Origin of the sequence: Pandoraea sp. B-6 (genome assembly GCF_000282835.1) — a bacterium.
Taxonomy (GTDB): domain Bacteria; phylum Pseudomonadota; class Gammaproteobacteria; order Burkholderiales; family Burkholderiaceae; genus Pandoraea; species Pandoraea cepalis.
In genome coordinates this window covers 67944-84917 of sequence record NZ_KB290536.1, presented here as the reverse complement: position 1 = coordinate 84917, position 16974 = coordinate 67944, and the positions used below count along the sequence as shown (strand labels likewise).

At 65.1% G+C, this 16974-nt stretch carries 12 protein-coding genes; 4 read left to right on the top strand and 8 right to left on the bottom strand.

The features are described from left to right. Window positions 1–80: 80 nt before the first annotated feature. A complete protein-coding gene (locus A985_RS0115665) occupies window positions 81–2201 on the top strand; it encodes a bifunctional diguanylate cyclase/phosphodiesterase (protein ID WP_017234345.1) in 2121 nt (706 codons plus the stop codon). Between the two features lie 94 nt (window positions 2202–2295). On the opposite strand, the gene A985_RS0115660 is transcribed toward A985_RS0115665, so the two are convergent. Together A985_RS0115660 and A985_RS0115655 are read right to left on the bottom strand one after the other, a co-directional pair. Beyond that, on the bottom strand, window positions 2296–2700 hold the full coding sequence (locus A985_RS0115660) for a cupin domain-containing protein (protein WP_017234344.1): 405 nt from the start codon (window positions 2698–2700) through the stop codon (window positions 2296–2298). Window positions 2701–2738: 38 nt separating this feature from the next. Next, window positions 2739–3491, bottom strand: a complete 753-nt coding sequence (locus A985_RS0115655) for an SDR family oxidoreductase (RefSeq protein WP_017234343.1) — start codon at window positions 3489–3491, stop codon at window positions 2739–2741. Window positions 3492–3677: 186 nt separating this feature from the next. Here A985_RS0115655 and A985_RS0115650 point away from each other — a divergent pair, with 186 nt between their 5' ends. Further along, window positions 3678–5219, top strand: coding sequence for a PLP-dependent aminotransferase family protein (locus A985_RS0115650; RefSeq protein WP_017234342.1), 1542 nt, complete (start codon window positions 3678–3680; stop codon window positions 5217–5219). Window positions 5220–5277: 58 nt separating this feature from the next. Here the strand turns inward: A985_RS0115650 and A985_RS25750 are convergent, their stop codons facing one another. Beyond that, complete coding sequence (locus tag A985_RS25750) at window positions 5278–6303, bottom strand: DNA-binding protein (RefSeq protein WP_017234341.1); 1026 nt, start codon at window positions 6301–6303, stop codon at window positions 5278–5280. A gap of 177 nt (window positions 6304–6480) precedes the next feature. Here A985_RS25750 and A985_RS25745 point away from each other — a divergent pair, with 177 nt between their 5' ends. Both A985_RS25745 and A985_RS0115635 read left to right on the top strand, forming a co-directional pair. Next, window positions 6481–7602, top strand: a complete 1122-nt coding sequence (locus tag A985_RS25745; protein ID WP_017234340.1) for a site-specific integrase — start codon at window positions 6481–6483, stop codon at window positions 7600–7602. Window positions 7603–7767: 165 nt separating this feature from the next. Next, entirely contained in the window at window positions 7768–8901 is a 1134-nt protein-coding gene (locus tag A985_RS0115635) for a nitronate monooxygenase family protein (protein ID WP_039830420.1), read from the top strand. Window positions 8902–8921: 20 nt separating this feature from the next. On the opposite strand, the gene A985_RS0115630 is transcribed toward A985_RS0115635, so the two are convergent. The 5 genes from A985_RS0115630 to A985_RS27600 form a co-directional block, all read right to left on the bottom strand. Continuing rightward, a complete protein-coding gene (locus A985_RS0115630; RefSeq protein WP_017234338.1) occupies window positions 8922–9644 on the bottom strand; it encodes an ABC transporter ATP-binding protein in 723 nt (240 codons plus the stop codon). Window positions 9645–9717: 73 nt separating this feature from the next. Continuing rightward, window positions 9718–11598 (bottom strand): ATP-binding cassette domain-containing protein, encoded by a 1881-nt coding sequence (locus A985_RS0115625; RefSeq protein WP_051060217.1) that lies wholly within the window; start codon window positions 11596–11598, stop codon window positions 9718–9720. Window positions 11599–11708: 110 nt separating this feature from the next. After that, window positions 11709–12587 (bottom strand): branched-chain amino acid ABC transporter permease, encoded by an 879-nt coding sequence (locus tag A985_RS0115620; RefSeq protein ID WP_017234336.1) that lies wholly within the window; start codon window positions 12585–12587, stop codon window positions 11709–11711. A gap of 228 nt (window positions 12588–12815) precedes the next feature. Beyond that, window positions 12816–14030, bottom strand: coding sequence for an ABC transporter substrate-binding protein (locus A985_RS0115615; protein WP_017234335.1), 1215 nt, complete (start codon window positions 14028–14030; stop codon window positions 12816–12818). A gap of 391 nt (window positions 14031–14421) precedes the next feature. Continuing rightward, window positions 14422–16974 (bottom strand): DNA translocase FtsK (locus tag A985_RS27600; RefSeq protein WP_304412213.1); only part of this gene is annotated, 2553 nt, incomplete at its 5' end.

Here is a 16974-nt window from a genome sequence, read left to right as displayed (position 1 = left end):
GAAACATTCCTACGTGCCCCTCAACTATCGGCCGTCCTTGCCGATAACCAGTTAAGCAGGACTTTTCGGTCGGTTCTCATATGTCCAGTTCGTACAGTGGTTGGCTCGTCGCACTATCGCTCGCGGTTGCCGTGCTTGCGTCGTACACCGCACTCGACCTTTCGGGTCGCATCTATCTCCTGACGCACCGCGGCATGCGTCACGCGTGGCTCGCCGTGGGCGCGGCCGCGATGGGCATCGGTATCTGGTCGATGCATTTCATCGGCATGCTCGCGCTGTCGCTCGCGCCGTTCGGGGCGCCGCTGGGTTCGCACGCCAACCTCGCGCTAGGATACGACCCCGTCATTACCGCGGCCTCGCTCGGCATTGCCGTCGTTATCTCGTGGGCGGCGCTCTGGCTGGTCGCCCGCGAGCGCTTCACCAAGCGCCGGCTGGTCACCGCAGGTGTCACGCTCGGCCTCGGGATCGCGGCCATGCACTACACCGGCATGGCGGCCATGAAGATGTATCCGAGCATCGAGTACGATCCAGCACGCTTTGCCGCCTCGATCCTGATCGCGATGGCGGCGGCCACGGCGGCACTGTGGATTGCGCGCACGCTGCGCGACGGCAGTCTGCGTTACGTTATGGCCAAACGCATCGGCGCCGCTGGGGTCATGGGACTGGCGATCACCGCCATGCACTACACCGGCATGTCGGCAGCCAACTTTGTGCCGGGCGCCATCTGTGGCGCGGCGGGCGGGGTGAGCTCCCCGTGGCTGGTCACGACCGTCAGCCTGTTCACCTTCCTGATGCTCGTCACCACCCTGCTCGTCTCGCGCCTGGACGCCCGCACGAGTTTCCTGGCCAACTCCGTTCTGCAGCTGAACTCGCAGATCGCCAGAATGGCGACCTACGATGCGCTGACCGATCTGCCCAATCGTCGCGCCCTGCATGACTCTGCTGCGCGCATGCTCGTGAACTCGCGTCGCGACGAGCGCCGTTTCGCGGTGCTGTTCATGGATCTGGACGGCTTCAAGACCATCAACGACTCGCTTGGCCACAACGTGGGCGACGACGTATTGCGCGCGTTCGCCAAACGGCTTCGCAAAAACGTCAATGGCGACGATGTGGTCGCCCGACTCGGCGGCGACGAGTTCGTGGTGCTGCTGGGCTCCCTGTCGTCACCTGCGGTCGCGGGGCGCGTGGCGCAACGCCTGCTCGACGATATGCGCGACGGACTTCGCGTGGGCAATCAATCGCTGCACGTCATGCCCAGCATCGGCATCGCCGTGTTTCCGGACGATGGCGATACCATCGACATGCTGCTCAAGCACGCCGACACGGCCATGTACGAAGCCAAGCGCGCCGGACGCGGCATCTTCCGCTACTTCGAGCCGCGCATGAATGCCGCCGCTCAACGCACGTGGGAGATCCAGCAGGCGCTGCACGACGCGGAACACGAGCAGTATTTTTCGCTTCACTTCCAGCCGAAGTACCGGGGCGACACCGAGGCGCTGGCGGGTGCCGAGGCATTGCTGCGGTTGTCGCATCCCACCTTCGGCGAACTGCAGCCGGCCGACTTCATCCCCGTCGCCGAGCGCACCGGACAGATCGTGCCGATCGGCTATTGGGTCGTGCGGGCCACCTGCCGACAGATCAAGGAATGGGACGCCGCGGGTCTGCCGCCCGTCAAGGTCGCGATCAACCTCTCGCCGCGCCAGATGGCCCAGTCGCAACTGGTGGAAAACATCGTGGAGATCGTTCGCGAGGCGGGCATCGCCGCCGACCGGCTCATGTTCGAAATCACCGAGACGGTGGCCATGTTCGACGCCCAGCACACGATCGACGTGATCCAAGCCTTCCACGAGCAGGGTTTTGAAGTGGCGATCGACGATTTCGGCACGGGCTATTCGAGTCTGGCGTACTTGCAGCGCTTCCGCGTCAAGCAATTGAAGATGGACCGCTTCTTCACGAGCGGGCTGGACACCTGCGGCCGCGAGGGCAGCGCCGTGGTCTCCGCCATCATTGCGCTGGCGCACTCGCTCGATATGGATGTGGTGGCCGAAGGCGTCGAGACGCCGTCGCAGCGCGAGGCGCTCAAGACCCTCGATTGCGACGAACTGCAAGGCTTCCTGCTCGGCAAACCCGTCACGGGCGACGCCTTCGCCCGGATCTTATCGGCACTGCCGGGCGCCTCCGGTGCGGCGGCGATGGCCTGAGCAGCGGCCATCCGCGCTCGCCCGGTCGGGGGCGCCGAAGAAGGGCGCCGCAGGGGTGGCGCCGGGGTTGCCGGCACCGGCTGGAACGACCGTGTTACTTCACCGGGGTCAGGATCGGCGCGCCCTGTTTCTTGATCAGGAACACGACAAACTTGGCCGGCCGCGTGGTACTCGCATTCCGCCCCACCGTATGAATGTCGTTGGGGCCTTCGTGGAACGTATCCCCCGCCTTCAGCGTCACCGTTTTGCCCCCCTTGACGCCCATGACAATGCTTCCCTCGAGCACATACACAAACGCTTGCGCGTCGTGACGGTGCACGGGGTCGACTGCGCCCGGCGGATACTCCACAACGATCATCTTGACTTCCTTGCCCGGGTACTCCGGCAACGGCGTCGAACGCAGCGGCACCACCTGCGCCTCGGGCGCGGCCGTGACCGGGCGCACCCCCATCAGGCACAGGCACATCAGCGTTGCGCCGAACAAAACCATTCGTTTCATGACTTCACTCCATCGGGGGCCTTCGTCGGCCCGAAAAATCAGCCTTCGCGCGTTTGGGCGAGCCACTGGTCGAGACCGATACGGCCGATCGTCGCGTCGCCGAGCGGAACAAGCGACAGTTCCTCAACGATGCCGCCGTAGTACCGCGCGTTACGATCCGTCACGACCGGGCGCGCATCGCCCTTCGCGCTCAGATAGCGCGCAATGATCTGCGCCAGCGACGCGCGGTCCGGGCCGGCAATGTCCATCGTGGCGTTACGCGGCGCCGCGAGCGCCACCTGTGCGAGGATCTCGACGATGTCGTCCACAGCGATCGGCTGGAACAGCCCGTCGCCGACGCGCACACTGTCGCCATCCGTGCTGAAATCCGCGATGCCGCCGATGAACTCCATGAACTGCGTGGCGCGCACAATCGTGTATGGCACGCCAGCGGCTTCGATCGCAGCCTCCTGCGCGACCTTGGCCGTGAAATACGCGTTCTCCGGCATGCGGTCGGTACCGACGATCGACAACGCAACATGATGACGCACCCCCGCGGCCACCTCAGCCTTGCCGAGATTGCGAGCCGAGGTGCGGAAGAAGTCCAGCACGGCCTGAGGCTCCCAGGACGGTGCGTTCGTGACATCCACCACGACATCCGCGCCGACGAGCGCGGCATCCAGACCTTCGCCAGTCACGGAGTTGACGCCGGTACGCGGGGACGCGGCGAGCGCCTGATGGCCTGCCTGGCCGAGCCGGGTGACGAGACGTGAGCCGATCAGGCCCGAACCACCGATTACCACGATTTTCATGACAGATTCTCCAAGGGGCAACTGAACGCGCGAGACGCGTACTGAGCGTGGCATCGCGTGGAAGTGTCCTCGCCATGGCATTGCTTAAGGGCAGTATGTAACAATCATGTCGTAACAATAAGGGCCAAAAATCATCGATCCGACTAGTCCAAATCAACTTGGCCCGCCCTCATCCACGAGACACCCATGCCCGCACGAACGCCCTCCCTGGACATTCAGATAGATCGCCAGCGACCGCAGCCGATCTATCTGCAGATTTGCGAGCGTTTCAGGACGGCGATTGCCGCGGGGCATCTGCGTCCTGGAGATCGCGTGCCGGCACTTCGCAGCCTCTGCGCGCAGTTGAATACCGCCCGCGGCACCGTCGAACTGGCCTATACGATCCTTGTCGACGAGGGTTATCTGCAGATGCGCGGCGCGGCCGGCACGTTTGTTTCCCCGTCGCTGCCGCCGTCAATCGTGCATTCGACTTACGGAACAGGTCACCAAACACCGCAAGGTGTGCCGCACACGGAACGAACGAACGTGGAACGCGCCGACCCAGCGAAATCGTCAACCGCGTCACCGAGTCGACCGGCACCGCCCCACGTGTCCATCACTGTCGCAATGAGCGGCGAGCCACGACCGTTGCAGGCCGGGCAACCGGCGCTCGACGCGTTTCCCCGCAAGATATGGAGTCGACTGGTTTCGCTTCGTGTGCGCAGCGGCGATCGCGCGATGCTCTCGTGCCCGGATCCGATGGGCTACCGGCCGCTTCGAGAACGCATTGCCACCTATCTGGGTCTGTCTCGCGGTGTCACGTGTCTGCCCGAGCAAGTGTTCGTGACCGGCGGCTACCGCGCGACGCTTGAACTCGTGTTGCGCAGTCTCGCGAAACCGAACGATCGCGTGTGGTTCGAAGAGCCCGGCTATCTGCTCGCGCGCGATTTTCTGTCCGAGTCCGGCATGCAGTTCGTCCCCGTGCCGGTCGACGATGAGGGGATCGATGTAGAGCGCGGCATACAACTGGACCCGGAAGCGCGCTTCGCCCTGGTCACGCCATCGCACCAGAGCCCGCTGGGTCATACGTTGTCGCTCGCAAGACGCCTGGCACTGCTGAATTGGGCCGAGAAAGCGTCTCGCTGGATCATCGAGGACGATTACGACAGTGAATTCCGATATTCGGGCAGGCCGTTGCCGGCGCTGAAGAGCCTCGATCGGCACGATCGCGTGATCTATTGCGGCACGCTCAGCAAGCTGATGTTCCCCGGCCTGCGGCTCGCTTACGCGGTGGTGCCGGAGCGTGCCGTGGAGCGCGTCGCGCGGGTGGCGTGCAGCATGAACACCGGCTCTCCAGCGCTATTGCAGGCCGCCGTGGCAGATTTCATGGCGCAAGGCCATTTTGCGCGACATGTGAAGCGAATGCGCACGTTGTACGGACAGCGGCGCGTCTGGATCACACAAGCGCTGACGCAAGCGTTCGGCGAGCGAATGCGTCTGGATTTGCCGCACGGTGGCATTCAGTTCGCGGTGCAATTCCCAGAAGGCCCGCACGGCCCAGTCGACGACGTTGCCGTTGCCGCCCGGGCCAGCGAGGCGGGACTTGCCGTGTTGCCCCTCTCGAGCTGGTATGCGAACGGGCATACATCGCACACGCCGCGCGGCCTCGTGCTTGGCTTCGCGAACGTCGCCGATGCCGGGGAAGCCACTCGTCTCGCGCAGACGTTGCGCGCATGCCTGGACGACTGACTTGCTGACCGACGGTTCGCCAATGCCGACAAATATCAGACACCCCGCGCTACCTGTCTCATGGCCGGCGCACGCGACGCAACACTGACGTTGTCGGCACGCCCGCATGGCTCACGCGACGCTTTTTTCCCGACAGGTTGCCGCGCCCGGACGATAACGTCATCGGCGCGGCCAGCATCGACTGATACGTTGCCGCCAATGCCTCCTGCGCGCTGACCTGCTCGCGCAGCCTCGCCACGACTGCATCCTGCAGTGCCTTCGCGGCCCGCATCGCGTGCTGTGCCTCGGTCATCGCCGCAAGCCCGGTTTCGGCATCCTGCAGTTGACGCTGCACGTGTTTGCGCTCCTGCTGCAGCGACTTGATCGACTCGCGCGCGGCGTCCAGTTCAAGCATCAAGCGGCGTTCATTGGCTTCGGCCCGCTCGCCAAGCCGGGTGCGCTCGACATCCCAATGGGACCGTTGCGCCGCGTGTTCCTCCTGAAGCGCATGCGTACGCTCACGCGCCACCGACAGTGCCTGCCGCGATGCCACCGCATCGGCTTGCGCCTCAATCAACAACGCCTCGGCGCGCCGCGCCTGCGCCTGTGCTTCCTCCCTCGCCTGACGCGCATCCGCCGCCGCCGTCTCGGCAGCGGCAATGCGCTCGTGGAGCACGGCCCGCGCCTGCTCCAGCGCCTCGCGATCCGCTGCCAGCTCGGCTTCGCGCGCGTCCAACACTGCGCGCCGCGCCGCTTCGTCTTCCGCCAGGGCAGCACGCCCCTCGTTCAACGCCAGCGCCCACAGATCGAGCGCGGCACGCGCCACCGATTCCGGCATCGTCACGCCATCCGGTAACCCGGGCGCGGCGGCCGTCGCGCCTTGCAAGCGCGCCCCCAGTCCGGCGAACCACGCATCCAGATAAGGGCTCACGGTATTGGGCGAGCCGCGCCCCAACTGCTGACGAATTCGCTCGATGGTCGGGCGCTGCCCCGCCATCAACAACGTATCGGCCGCCGTCCAGACGTCGTGCGCCGAAATACCTCGCCCGCCTTGCCGCGGCAACGGCGTGGACATGGCGGACGTCGGGGTTTGAGGCGTAGTCATCACGTAGCGCTCCTGAATATCGAGGGCATTGCCAAATAACCCACGATAATGGAAGATTATCGTTAGCTATTTGCTGATTTGATTATATTTAGTACATATTACATATTAAATCATATGTCCGGTAAAAAAATAACACCCACGCGACCGTGGCCGGCCGAATCGGCGCCCAGCGCAGCAATGGGAGGCGCGTCGGCCCTCGGTCTGCCCCCACCGCGAAATCCGGCGACGCTCCATGACGACGCGCTCAATGCGGCACAATCGCTCGCCCGGGAAGGCGACTCGCAGAACACGCGTCAGAGCTATCAATCGGCCATGCGCTACTGGATGGGCTGGTATCGCCTGAGGTACGGGCAGGCGCTCGTCGCGCCGCTGCCGGTCGCCGTGATCGTGCAGTTCGTGGTCGATCATGCGCTGCATCAAGGCAAGCACGGTCTCAGAACCGAGATGCCAGACGCACTCGACGCCGCACTCGTCGCTCAAGGCCTCAAGGCCCGTGTGGGGCCACCGGCGCTCGCCACACTGCTCCACCGGTTGAGCGTCATCGCCAAGCTGCACACGTCGCACCACCTGCCGAACCCGTGCGCGGAACCGGCGGTGCGCGAACTGCTGGCAAAGACGCGTCGCGCCTATGCAAAACGGGGCGTTCGCACGGCAAAAAAGGAGGCACTGACGCGCGAGCCTTTGCGTGCGCTATTGGCAACCTGCGACGACACCCTGCGAGGCAAACGCGATCGCGCGCTATTGCTGTTCGCATGGGCGAGCGGCGGCCGCAGGCGCTCGGAAGTCGTACGGGCGACATGCGAGAACGTGCGGCGCAGCGGACCCGACCATTACGTCTACACGCTCGCTTGGTCGAAGACGAATCAGCAGGGCGCAGACCTGCCCGAGAACGAAAAACCGGTCACGGGTGCGGCGGCCGTGGCGCTCACGGATTGGCTGACGGCGGCGGACATCACGGAAGGGGCGATCTTTCGGCGCGTTCGACGCGGCGGTCACGTGGGCGAACCGCTCTCCGAGGCCGCCGTGCGCGACATCGTGCGCGAGCGATGCGCACTCGCCGGTCTCGAGGGCGACTTCTCCGCCCACTCGCTGCGCGCCGGCTTCGTCACCGAGGCCGCGCTTCAGCAGGTGCCACTGGCCGAAACCATGTCGATGACGGGACATACGAGCGTGGCGACCGTCATCGGCTACTTCAGGCGGGCCGATATGCAGCGCTCGCGCGCCGCCGATCTGATGGGCGCCGAAGATACGGGCGGAACCCACGAAGGCCCCGGCGAACGTGCGGGCCCCAAAGCGTGACCCCGATATCGCGAGCCAATGCCCCCGCCGATGCTGCGGGTGGTCGACATAAAGATACATTTTAGTGATATCTTTTGTCGCACCGGGCGTATGCCATAGTGAATCGACTCCCTGCTGCGACGGGTCCGGTTTCCCCCTACCGAACACTCAAAGGTGCAGATCGTCATGTCAAGCTCCACTGCCTCGCAATCCCGCCACCGCGCACTCATCGAACGACTTGGCCTGTCGACGCCGATCGTTCAGGCCCCGATGGCCGGCACGTCCACGCCCGCCCTCGCGGCAGCCGTCTCCAACGCAGGCGGGCTCGGCTCGATCGGTGTCGCCGCGATGAATGCCGACGCCGCTCGCAAGGCCATTCACGACACGCGCGCCCTGACGCGCAAGCCGTTCAACGTCAACGTGTTCTGCCACGCGCCCGCCAAGCTCGACGCGTCGCGCGACGCCGCCTGGTTGGCGTATCTCGCCCCGGAGTTCGCGCGTTTCGACGCGGCGCCTCCGACCACGCTCGGCGAGATCTACAAGACGTTTGCGGCCGACGACGCCATGTTTGCCATGCTTCTGGAAGAACGCCCGGCCGTGGTCAGCTTCCATTTCGGACTGCCGTCGCAGGAGAGAATCGATGCACTGCACGCCGCGGGCATCGTGCTGTTCGCCTCGGCGACGAACCTGGCGGAAGCCAAGACGATCGAGGCTGCAGGGGTCGACGCTATCGTTGCGCAAGGGTATGAGGCAGGCGGTCATCGTGGCCGCTTTGAAGATCTCGGCGACCGCGTGCCGAGCGATGACGAGCAACTGGGCACGCTGGCGCTGGTGCGGCTGATCGTCACGCACACGTCGGTGCCGGTGATTGCCGCCGGCGGCATCATGGACGGCGCGGGCATCGCAGCGGCCCTCGCGCTGGGTGCGCAGGCCGCTCAACTCGGGACTGCCTTTGTCGCATGCCCCGAATCGTCGGCCGATGCGGCCTACCGCGAACGGCTGACCGGCGGCGCTGCGCCGCGAACCGCCTTGATTCGTGCGATCTCCGGGCGTCCGGCCCGCGGCTTCGTGAACCGCCTCTATGCGCTGGAGCAAGCAGCCGACCGCCCCGACCTGCCTGCCTACCCGGTGACGTATGACGCAGGCAAGGCGATCAACGCTGCCGCCAAGGCCAAGGGCAACAGCGATTACGCGGCCCAGTGGGCCGGTCAGGCGGCACCGCTGGCTCGCGCCATGCCCGCCGCCGACCTCGTGACCACGCTACGGACCGAACTGCGCGAGACGTTCAACACGCTACGCGAGCTTTCCGCCACCTACTGAGCGAGGTACGCCGGCAAAGGTCAGTGACTGCCGCCGAGATAGGCGGCGCGCACCTTGTCGTCGTTGCGCAGGTTTTCCGCCGGGCCGTGCACGGAAATCTGGCCGTTCTCCAGCACGTAGCCATAGTCGGCCACGGCCAGCGCGGCCGCGGCGAACTGCTCCACGAGCAGCATCGTCACGCCCTCCGACTTCAGGTTGCTGATGATGCGGAAGACCTCGTCGACCAGGATCGGCGCCAGCCCCATCGACGGCTCGTCGAGCAGTACGATATCGGGGCGCAGCATCACCGCGCGGGCCATGGCGAGCATTTGCTGCTCGCCGCCCGACAGCGTGCCGGATAACTGATTACGCCGCTCTTTCAGACGCGGGAACAGGTCCATCGCGCGCTCCAGATCGGCCGCCACATCGCCGCGCGGGCGGCTACCGGTCAGACGCGGAAAGGCACCCAGGCGCAGGTTGTCCATCACCGACATGGTCGAGAACACGCGTCGGCCTTCGGGGGAGTGCGCCAGGCCAAGCTTGGCGATGCGATGCGAGTCGAGTCCGTCGATACGCTTGTCACCCAGCGTGATCTCGCCTGCCGTCGGCTTGATCATGCCGGACACGGCACGCATGGTCGTCGTCTTGCCCGCGCCGTTCGATCCGATGAGTGTGACGACCTGGCCGCTCGGCACATTGATGTCGATGCCGTGCAGCACCTGCACCTTGCCGTAGCCGGCTTGCAGATTACGAATGGAAAGCATAGTGGTTCCGTTTGTCCGTCGTGGCTGCGGCGCAGGGCATCGTCCCCGCCGTGCGCCGCATGCGCGAATGTCGTCAGTGCGCCGTCGATGCGCCGCCCAGATACGCTTCGATCACCTTCGGATCGGCCTGGATCTGCGCCGGCAGGCCCTCGGCGATCTTCTGTCCGAAGTCGAGCACGGAGACCGTCTGGCACGTGCTCATCACCACGTCCATGTGGTGCTCGATCAGGATGACCGTAATACCGTGGTCGCGAATCTTGCGGATGATCGTGAGCAATTCACGAATGTCGGGGGCCGTCAGGCCGGCGGCCGGCTCGTCAAGCAACAGCAGACGCGGATCGAGTGCCAGTGCGCGCGCGATTTCGAGCAGACGCTGCTTGCCATACGGCAGGTTGCGCGCCTCCTCGTCGGCGAGCGACGCCAGCCCCACGAAGTCGAGCAGTCGCATCGCCCGGGCCCGTGCCGCCCCTTCCTCGCGCTTGTAACGCGGCAGACGCAGCGATACATCGATCAGCGTCGCGCCGAACGTGTGATGTAAGCCGACGAGCACGTTTTCCAGCGCGGTCATTTCGCCGAACAACTGCACGTTCTGGAACGTACGGGCCACGCCCGAGAGCGCAATATCCGACGACGAGCGCCCCGCAAGCGACTGACCCGCGAACTCGATGCTGCCCGCCGTCGGCACGTAAATGCCCGTGAGCACGTTCATCATCGTGCTCTTGCCCGAGCCGTTCGGGCCGATCAACCCGTGAATGGTGCCGCGCTTCACACTCAGATCCACTTGATTGAGCGCTTTCAGGCCGTCGAACTGCATGAGCAACTGGCGCACGTTGAGCAGTTCGTCGGGACCGCCCGCCGCCGCTGTCAGGACCGGGTCGCGCTCGCCGTCGACCGACTCGTCGATTTGCGTGGCCGAGACGGTCAACGTGCGACGGCGATGCAGAATGCGCGAGCGCACGAAGCCGATGATGCCGTCCGGCAGGTAGTACACGACAAATAGAATCATCAGCCCGAAGATCGTCAGGCGCCAGTCGGTGATGCTGTCGCGCCACCAGGTTACGCCGGCCAGGGCCGCCGTCCCCACGATCGGCACCGCCGCCTTGGCGAGCGAGGTGCGCCCGCGGGCGATGGCGGTCACCGCCACGACGGCGGTCACCGCGGCGATGGCTGTCGCGACGATTCGGAAGGTGCCGATGTCGTCGAGCAATTGCGGCAACAAGACGACGATCGCCGCGCCTAACAACGCGCCGCTGCGCGTCTTGCGCCCGCCCATGATGACGGCGAGCAGGAACAGGATCGTCAGCTCGAAGTTATACGTGTTCGGCGAGATGTACTGCTCCGAGTAGGCGTACAGACTGCCCGCCAGGCCGGCGAATCCGGCGCTGATCACGAACGCATACACCTTGTAGCGATACACCGACACGCCCATGCAGTCCGACGCCACCGGTGAATCCCGCAACGCCTCGAAGGCCCGCCCGAGATGCGACTTGAGAATCCGGTGCGCCACGAGCATGCTCGCCAGCAGCAACGCGGCCACCAGCCAGTAGTACTCGGTCTCATTGATCGGATGCCCCCCGACGAGTGGCTTCGTGAGCGTGATGCCCATGGGCCCGTCGGTCAGGAAATCCATCTCGTTGATGAGAATCTGGATGATGGTGCCGAACGCGAGCGTCACCATCGCCAGATACGGGCCGATGACCCGTAGCGCGGGCAAAGCGAGCACGGCGCCGAACGCGGCCGTAATCAGGATCGAGGCCGGAAGCGCGAGCCAGAGCGTGAGTCCGAGCTTGGTGAAGAACACCCCCGCCACGTAGGCGCCGATGCCGAACAGGCCCGCATGGCCCAGCGACACCTGCCCGGTGTAACCCACGACGATATCCAGCCCGAACAGCAGGATCGCGTAGATCATGATCGTCTCGATCATGTGGATGTAATAAGGATTGCCGATGGCCATCGGAAAACCGAACAGCGCAACGATGCCCACGATGGCAGCCAGCGTCGTGGTCACGCGCAGGCCGCCGAGATCGCGGGCCCCGCGTGCGGTGGAGGTCTGAGCGGTCATGGTTACACCTTCTTGATGGCGGTCTTGCCGAACAGGCCCGCCGGCTTCACGGCCAGCACGAGCAGCAGCAGTACGAGACCCGGCACGTCTTTGTAGCCGGTCGAAATGTAGAACGCGGTCGTCGTCTCGGCGATGCCGAGAATCACGCCACCCACGAGCATGCCCATCCCGCTCGACAGTCCGCCGATAATCGCCACGGCGAACGCCTTGAGCCCGAGCACCGCGCCCATCGTGGCGCCGGTGAGCGTGAGCGGGGCGACGAGCACGCCCGCAAACGCGGCCGCCATGGACGACAGCGCATACGAGAACGTGATGACCAGACTGGTGTTGATGCCCATGAGACCGGCGGCGTCGCGGTCGTTGGACGTGGCCACCACCGCCTTGCCATAAATCGAGCGCCGGTTGAAGAACTCGACGGCGGCCATCATGAGCAGCGCGCCGACCACGACGAGCAGCTCCATCGGCAACACGTTTGCGCCGAACAGGTGGATGGGCGACTCGGGCAGCGGCGAAGGAAACTTGAGATCGTCGCGTCCCCAAACGTTTTCCGCGACGTTACGAAAGATGATGCCCAACGCGATCGTCGACATGATCCAGCCGAACTCCGACTTGATCCGCAAGGCAGGCTTCACGCCGATGCGCTCGACCAGCGCCCCTTGCACGAGACCGAACAGGCAGACGATGGGGATCATCAGCCAGTAATTCAGACCCAGGGTATCGACCAGTGTCAGGCCGACCAGTGCGCCGAGCATCAGCGATTCGCCCTGGCCGAAGTTCAGCGTGCCGGACGTCGCGAACGTCAGTTGGTAACCGAAGGCGATCACGGCGTAGATCATCCCCAGCGCGATACCGCTGTAGATGAGTTGAATCAGGATGGTCATGCGGTCCTCTCTCGCGAGTGCGAGCCTACGAGCGATGCACGGGAGGTATTCGAGACGTGTACCGCGCGCCGGTCCCGAGTGCCGGTGCATGGCCCGGTTGAGCAGACGGCGCGCGCGCTGCCCCCGGACACCCCGTTGCCAGGGGCCCGGATCGCAAGCAACGCGCGCCGTTGTTCATCCGTCATGGCTGCAGAGCGCAACCGAAATGCAAGGGGGTGGGAGGGCGAGTTACTTCGCAGCCTTCTCGCGGACCTTGCTGCCCGCCTTCAGATCGCTGTCGTAGGCATACACGACACGGCCGCCCTTCACTTCGCCCATCACCGGAATATTGGCGGTGATGGCGTCGTGATCGTCATGCGTGAACGGGTGATCGTAGGTCGTGACCACGCCGTCGACCGGCGCCTTCAGGTCTTCGAGCGCGGCGCGCACCTTCGGGCCGTCCGTGCTGCCGGCTTGCTTGATGGCCGCGGCCAGCAGGTAGACCGAGTCGTAGCCCTGCGCCGCCGACACCGCCGAGTCGATGCGGTTGTTCTTCGGCTTGAACATGGCCAGGTACGCGTCGATGAAGGCCTTGCGCTTGGGCGTGTTGGGCTCCTGAATGAACGTTTGCGGCATACGGGCACCTTCGCCGTTCGCACCCGAGTTGTCGATGTAGTTCGACATCGCGAGCGTCCAGCTACCGACCAGCGGCAGCTTCCAGCCGAGCTTGGCCATGCCATTGGCGATCTGCGCCAGTTCCGGTCCAATACCGTACGTGAGGATGACGTCAGCGCCGGCCTGCTTGGCCTTGAGCAACTGGGCCGTCATGTCGACGTCCTTGATGTTGAACTTCTCTTCGGCCACCGGCTTGATGCCCTTGGCGGCGAGCGCCTTTTCCAGATCCTCGCGGCCGAGCTGGCCGTAGTTGGTCGAGTCTGCGAGAATCGCCGGCTTCTTGAAGCCACGGCGCGTAATCGCTTCTTCCACGATCATCGGCGCCTGGATGCTGTCCTTGGCCGAGTTGCGGAAGACGTAGTTATCGGCGTACTGAGGCGGTTTGAATTGCTGGGTGATGATCGTCCCCGTCGCCACGTTGTTGAACACCGGAATCTTGGCGTCCTGATAGAAACGCTGCGAGGCGAGCGCCACGCCGGTATTGATGAAGCCGACGGTCGCGACCACCTTTTCCTTGTTGATCAGTTCCTGCGCGACCTGCACGCCGCGCTCGTTCTTCGCTTCTTCGTCGCGCTCGACCAACACGATCTGGCGGCCCAGCACGCCACCCGACTTGTTGATTTCCGACGCGGCAAGACGCACGCCGTCGCGCATGGAAACGCCCATCGACGACGAGCCGCCGGTGAACGGGCCGGATACGCCAATCTTGATCGGATCGGCCGCCACAGCCATCGAGGCGGACAGGGCAAATGCCACGGCGCCAGCCATGACCTTGAATCGGAATTGCATAAGGGTCTCCTTCGGTGCGATGCGTTTCGATATGACGCTTTTCTGCTGCGATTTCCTGATGTCGCAGGCCCTGCCGTAGAATGCGCGACGCGCGAGTCGACTTCCCCCCGCCGCATCCCCCCGATGTTGTAATTCGTGTCAGGGCGATGCCGTACCGCACGCGTTGAACGACCAAGCTAGCGCGCCGATTATGTGTTCGCTGAGTTTTGCCCGCAAAGGCGGGAATACCCCTACGCTCGCGAGGGTATACGCGCTGCTATCGCCGATTGGCGCGGGTTTCCAAGGGGTTTGACGGCACGCGCCACGGGTGGCGCGTGTCTTGAGATCGGCACGGAGTGCCAAAGAGTTCGACTCGGAGGGCGGGTCGTAAGGCAGGTGTAAGGGATGGCGATTACTCGCCCGGTGCAATCACTTCGCGCGCGCCGTTTCGCCCCATCGGGCTGACGAGTCCAGCCGTTTCCATCTGCTCGATGAGACGGGCGGCGCGGTTGTAGCCGATACGCAATTGCCGCTGCACCGCTGAGATCGAGGCGCGACGGGAATTCAGCACGAATGCCGCCGCGTCGTCGTAGAGCGGATCGGCCTCGGCATCGCCCGACGACTCGCCGAACAAATCGGCGGAAGCGGCCTCGCTCGGGTCGCCCGCGAGGATCGCTTCATCGTAGTCCGGTTCGCCATATTGCTGCCAGTGCTGGACGACGCGATGCACCTCGTCGTCGGCAACGAACGCCCCATGCACGCGTTGCGGATACCCCGTGCCCGGCGGCAGGAACAGCATGTCGCCCTGCCCCAGCAACGATTCCGCGCCCATCTGGTCGAGAATCGTGCGCGAATCGATCTTCGACGACACCTGAAAGGCCACCCGCGTCGGGATGTTCGCCTTGATGAGGCCGGTAATGACGTCAACCGAAGGCCGCTGCGTCGCGAGAATCAGGTGAATGCCCGCCGCGCGCGCTTTCTGCGCCAGCCGTGCGATCAGTTCTTCGATCTTCTTGCCCGCCACCATCATGAGATCCGCCAACTCGTCGATGACCACGACGATGAATGGCAGACGGTCCAGCGGCTCCGGCGCGTCCGGGGTGAGCGAGAACGGGTTGCGCACCTTGTCGCCCGCCGCGCGCGCGGCATCGATCTTCTCGTTGTATCCGGCCAGATTGCGCACGCCAAGCGCGGACATCAGCCGGTAACGCTTTTCCATCTCGCCCACGCACCAGTTCAGGGCATGCGCCGCCTGCTTCATGTCGGTCACGACCGGAGCGAGCAAATGCGGAATGCCACCGTAGACGGATAGCTCCAACATCTTCGGATCGATCATGATGAGGCGCACGTCGTCCGGGGTTGCCTTGTAGAGCAACGACAGGATCATCGCGTTGACGGCCACCGACTTGCCCGAGCCGGTCGTGCCCGCCACCAGCAGGTGCGGTGCACGCGCCAGATCGGCCACGACGGGCTCACCCGTGATGTCCTTGCCCATGGCGAGCGCAAGGTGCGAGCGATGGGTGTCGAACACGGGGGCGGTCAGGATTTCAGACAGGCGAATCATTTGCCGCTGCGCGTTGGGCAGTTCCAGTCCCATGCAGGTCTTGCCGGGAATCGTCTCGACCACGCGGATCGACGTCACGCCCAGCGCTCGCGCCAGATCCCGTACGAGTCCGACGACCTGCGCCCCGCGCACCCCCACCGCCGGCTCGACTTCGAAACGCGTGATGACCGGGCCGGCCGACGCGCCCACCACCGTGACCGGCACCTTGAATTCGGCCAGACGCTGCTCGATCAACTGGCTCACGGCCGCGAGCGCTTCGTCCGAAACGACATTGGCGACATCCAGCGACGTCACAGGCGACAGCAGGTCGAGCGACGGCAAGTCGTAATCGATGACGACGCGGGGCGGCGCAAGTTCGTAGGGGGTGTTCCCCGAGAAGCTGGCGGCGCGCGGCTCAGCCGTCGTCGCCATGCCGAACGGCGGTGACGCGGCGAACGCCGGAATGGCAGGCACGGCGGCCGCGGGCGACGGCATGGTGGGCGTCGATGACGAGATGGCGTCGTCGTGCGTCAACGGTGCGTAGGCCGGATGGCCGGGATGGGGAGACGCTTCAGCGCGTGCCCAGGTGCCGTCGGCACGCAAGACATAATGCGGCTTCGACGCTAACGCTTCGGCCTCCAGCGCGTCGGGTACGTCTACGGATGCAGCGTCCTCTGCCCGGTAGCCCGGTTCGTCGCGCGTGGCGTTGTGTGACACATCGAAAGGTACGTCGATCGGCACGTCCTTCGGCACATCGAAAGCTTCGACGCTGGCCAACACATCCGCAAAGACGAACGGACGATGTGGCGTCGAAGACGCAGAGGCAGAAGGCGAATCGGGTGCGAACGGCGCCGCAGCGGTCATGTCGACGCCCCCGGCGGCCGGTGGCGATGGGTCGGACGCAGCCGACACCGGCATGGCTTTCGCAATGGCGACGGGTTCGATAACGTTCGTCACTTCCATGCCCAAGCGTTCCTCGTCTACCGCGACGCTTTCCCGGCGATCGACGATGGTCGCCGGATACGCCGATGCCAACGCGGGTGCGTCAGCGGCCTGCGCCGTGTCGGATGCTGTCCATTGACGCAAGTCGCGAAGCAACGCTTGCGCCTCGTCGCGCAGCACGGCCAAGGCCTGCACGCGCGCCTGTTCGGCGGCACGCGCGGCCGCTTGTTGGGCCAGCACCTCCGAGGTGGGTGCGGGCGGCAAGGCTTCGAAGACGGGTGCGTCAACGTCCTTTGCCGACAAATCGACGGGCGAAAATGCGGAGACGGCCGCGCAAAGCGGTGAGGCGGCATCGGTCGCGGACCAGGACGCGGCCCCCCGCATCGCAGGCGCCGCCGGGCGAGGCGCGACAGCGCCCGACGCCGCAACGTTGGCTGACGTGTCGGCGATCGCCGGCGTCCCGGGATCCGCCGGGGACGA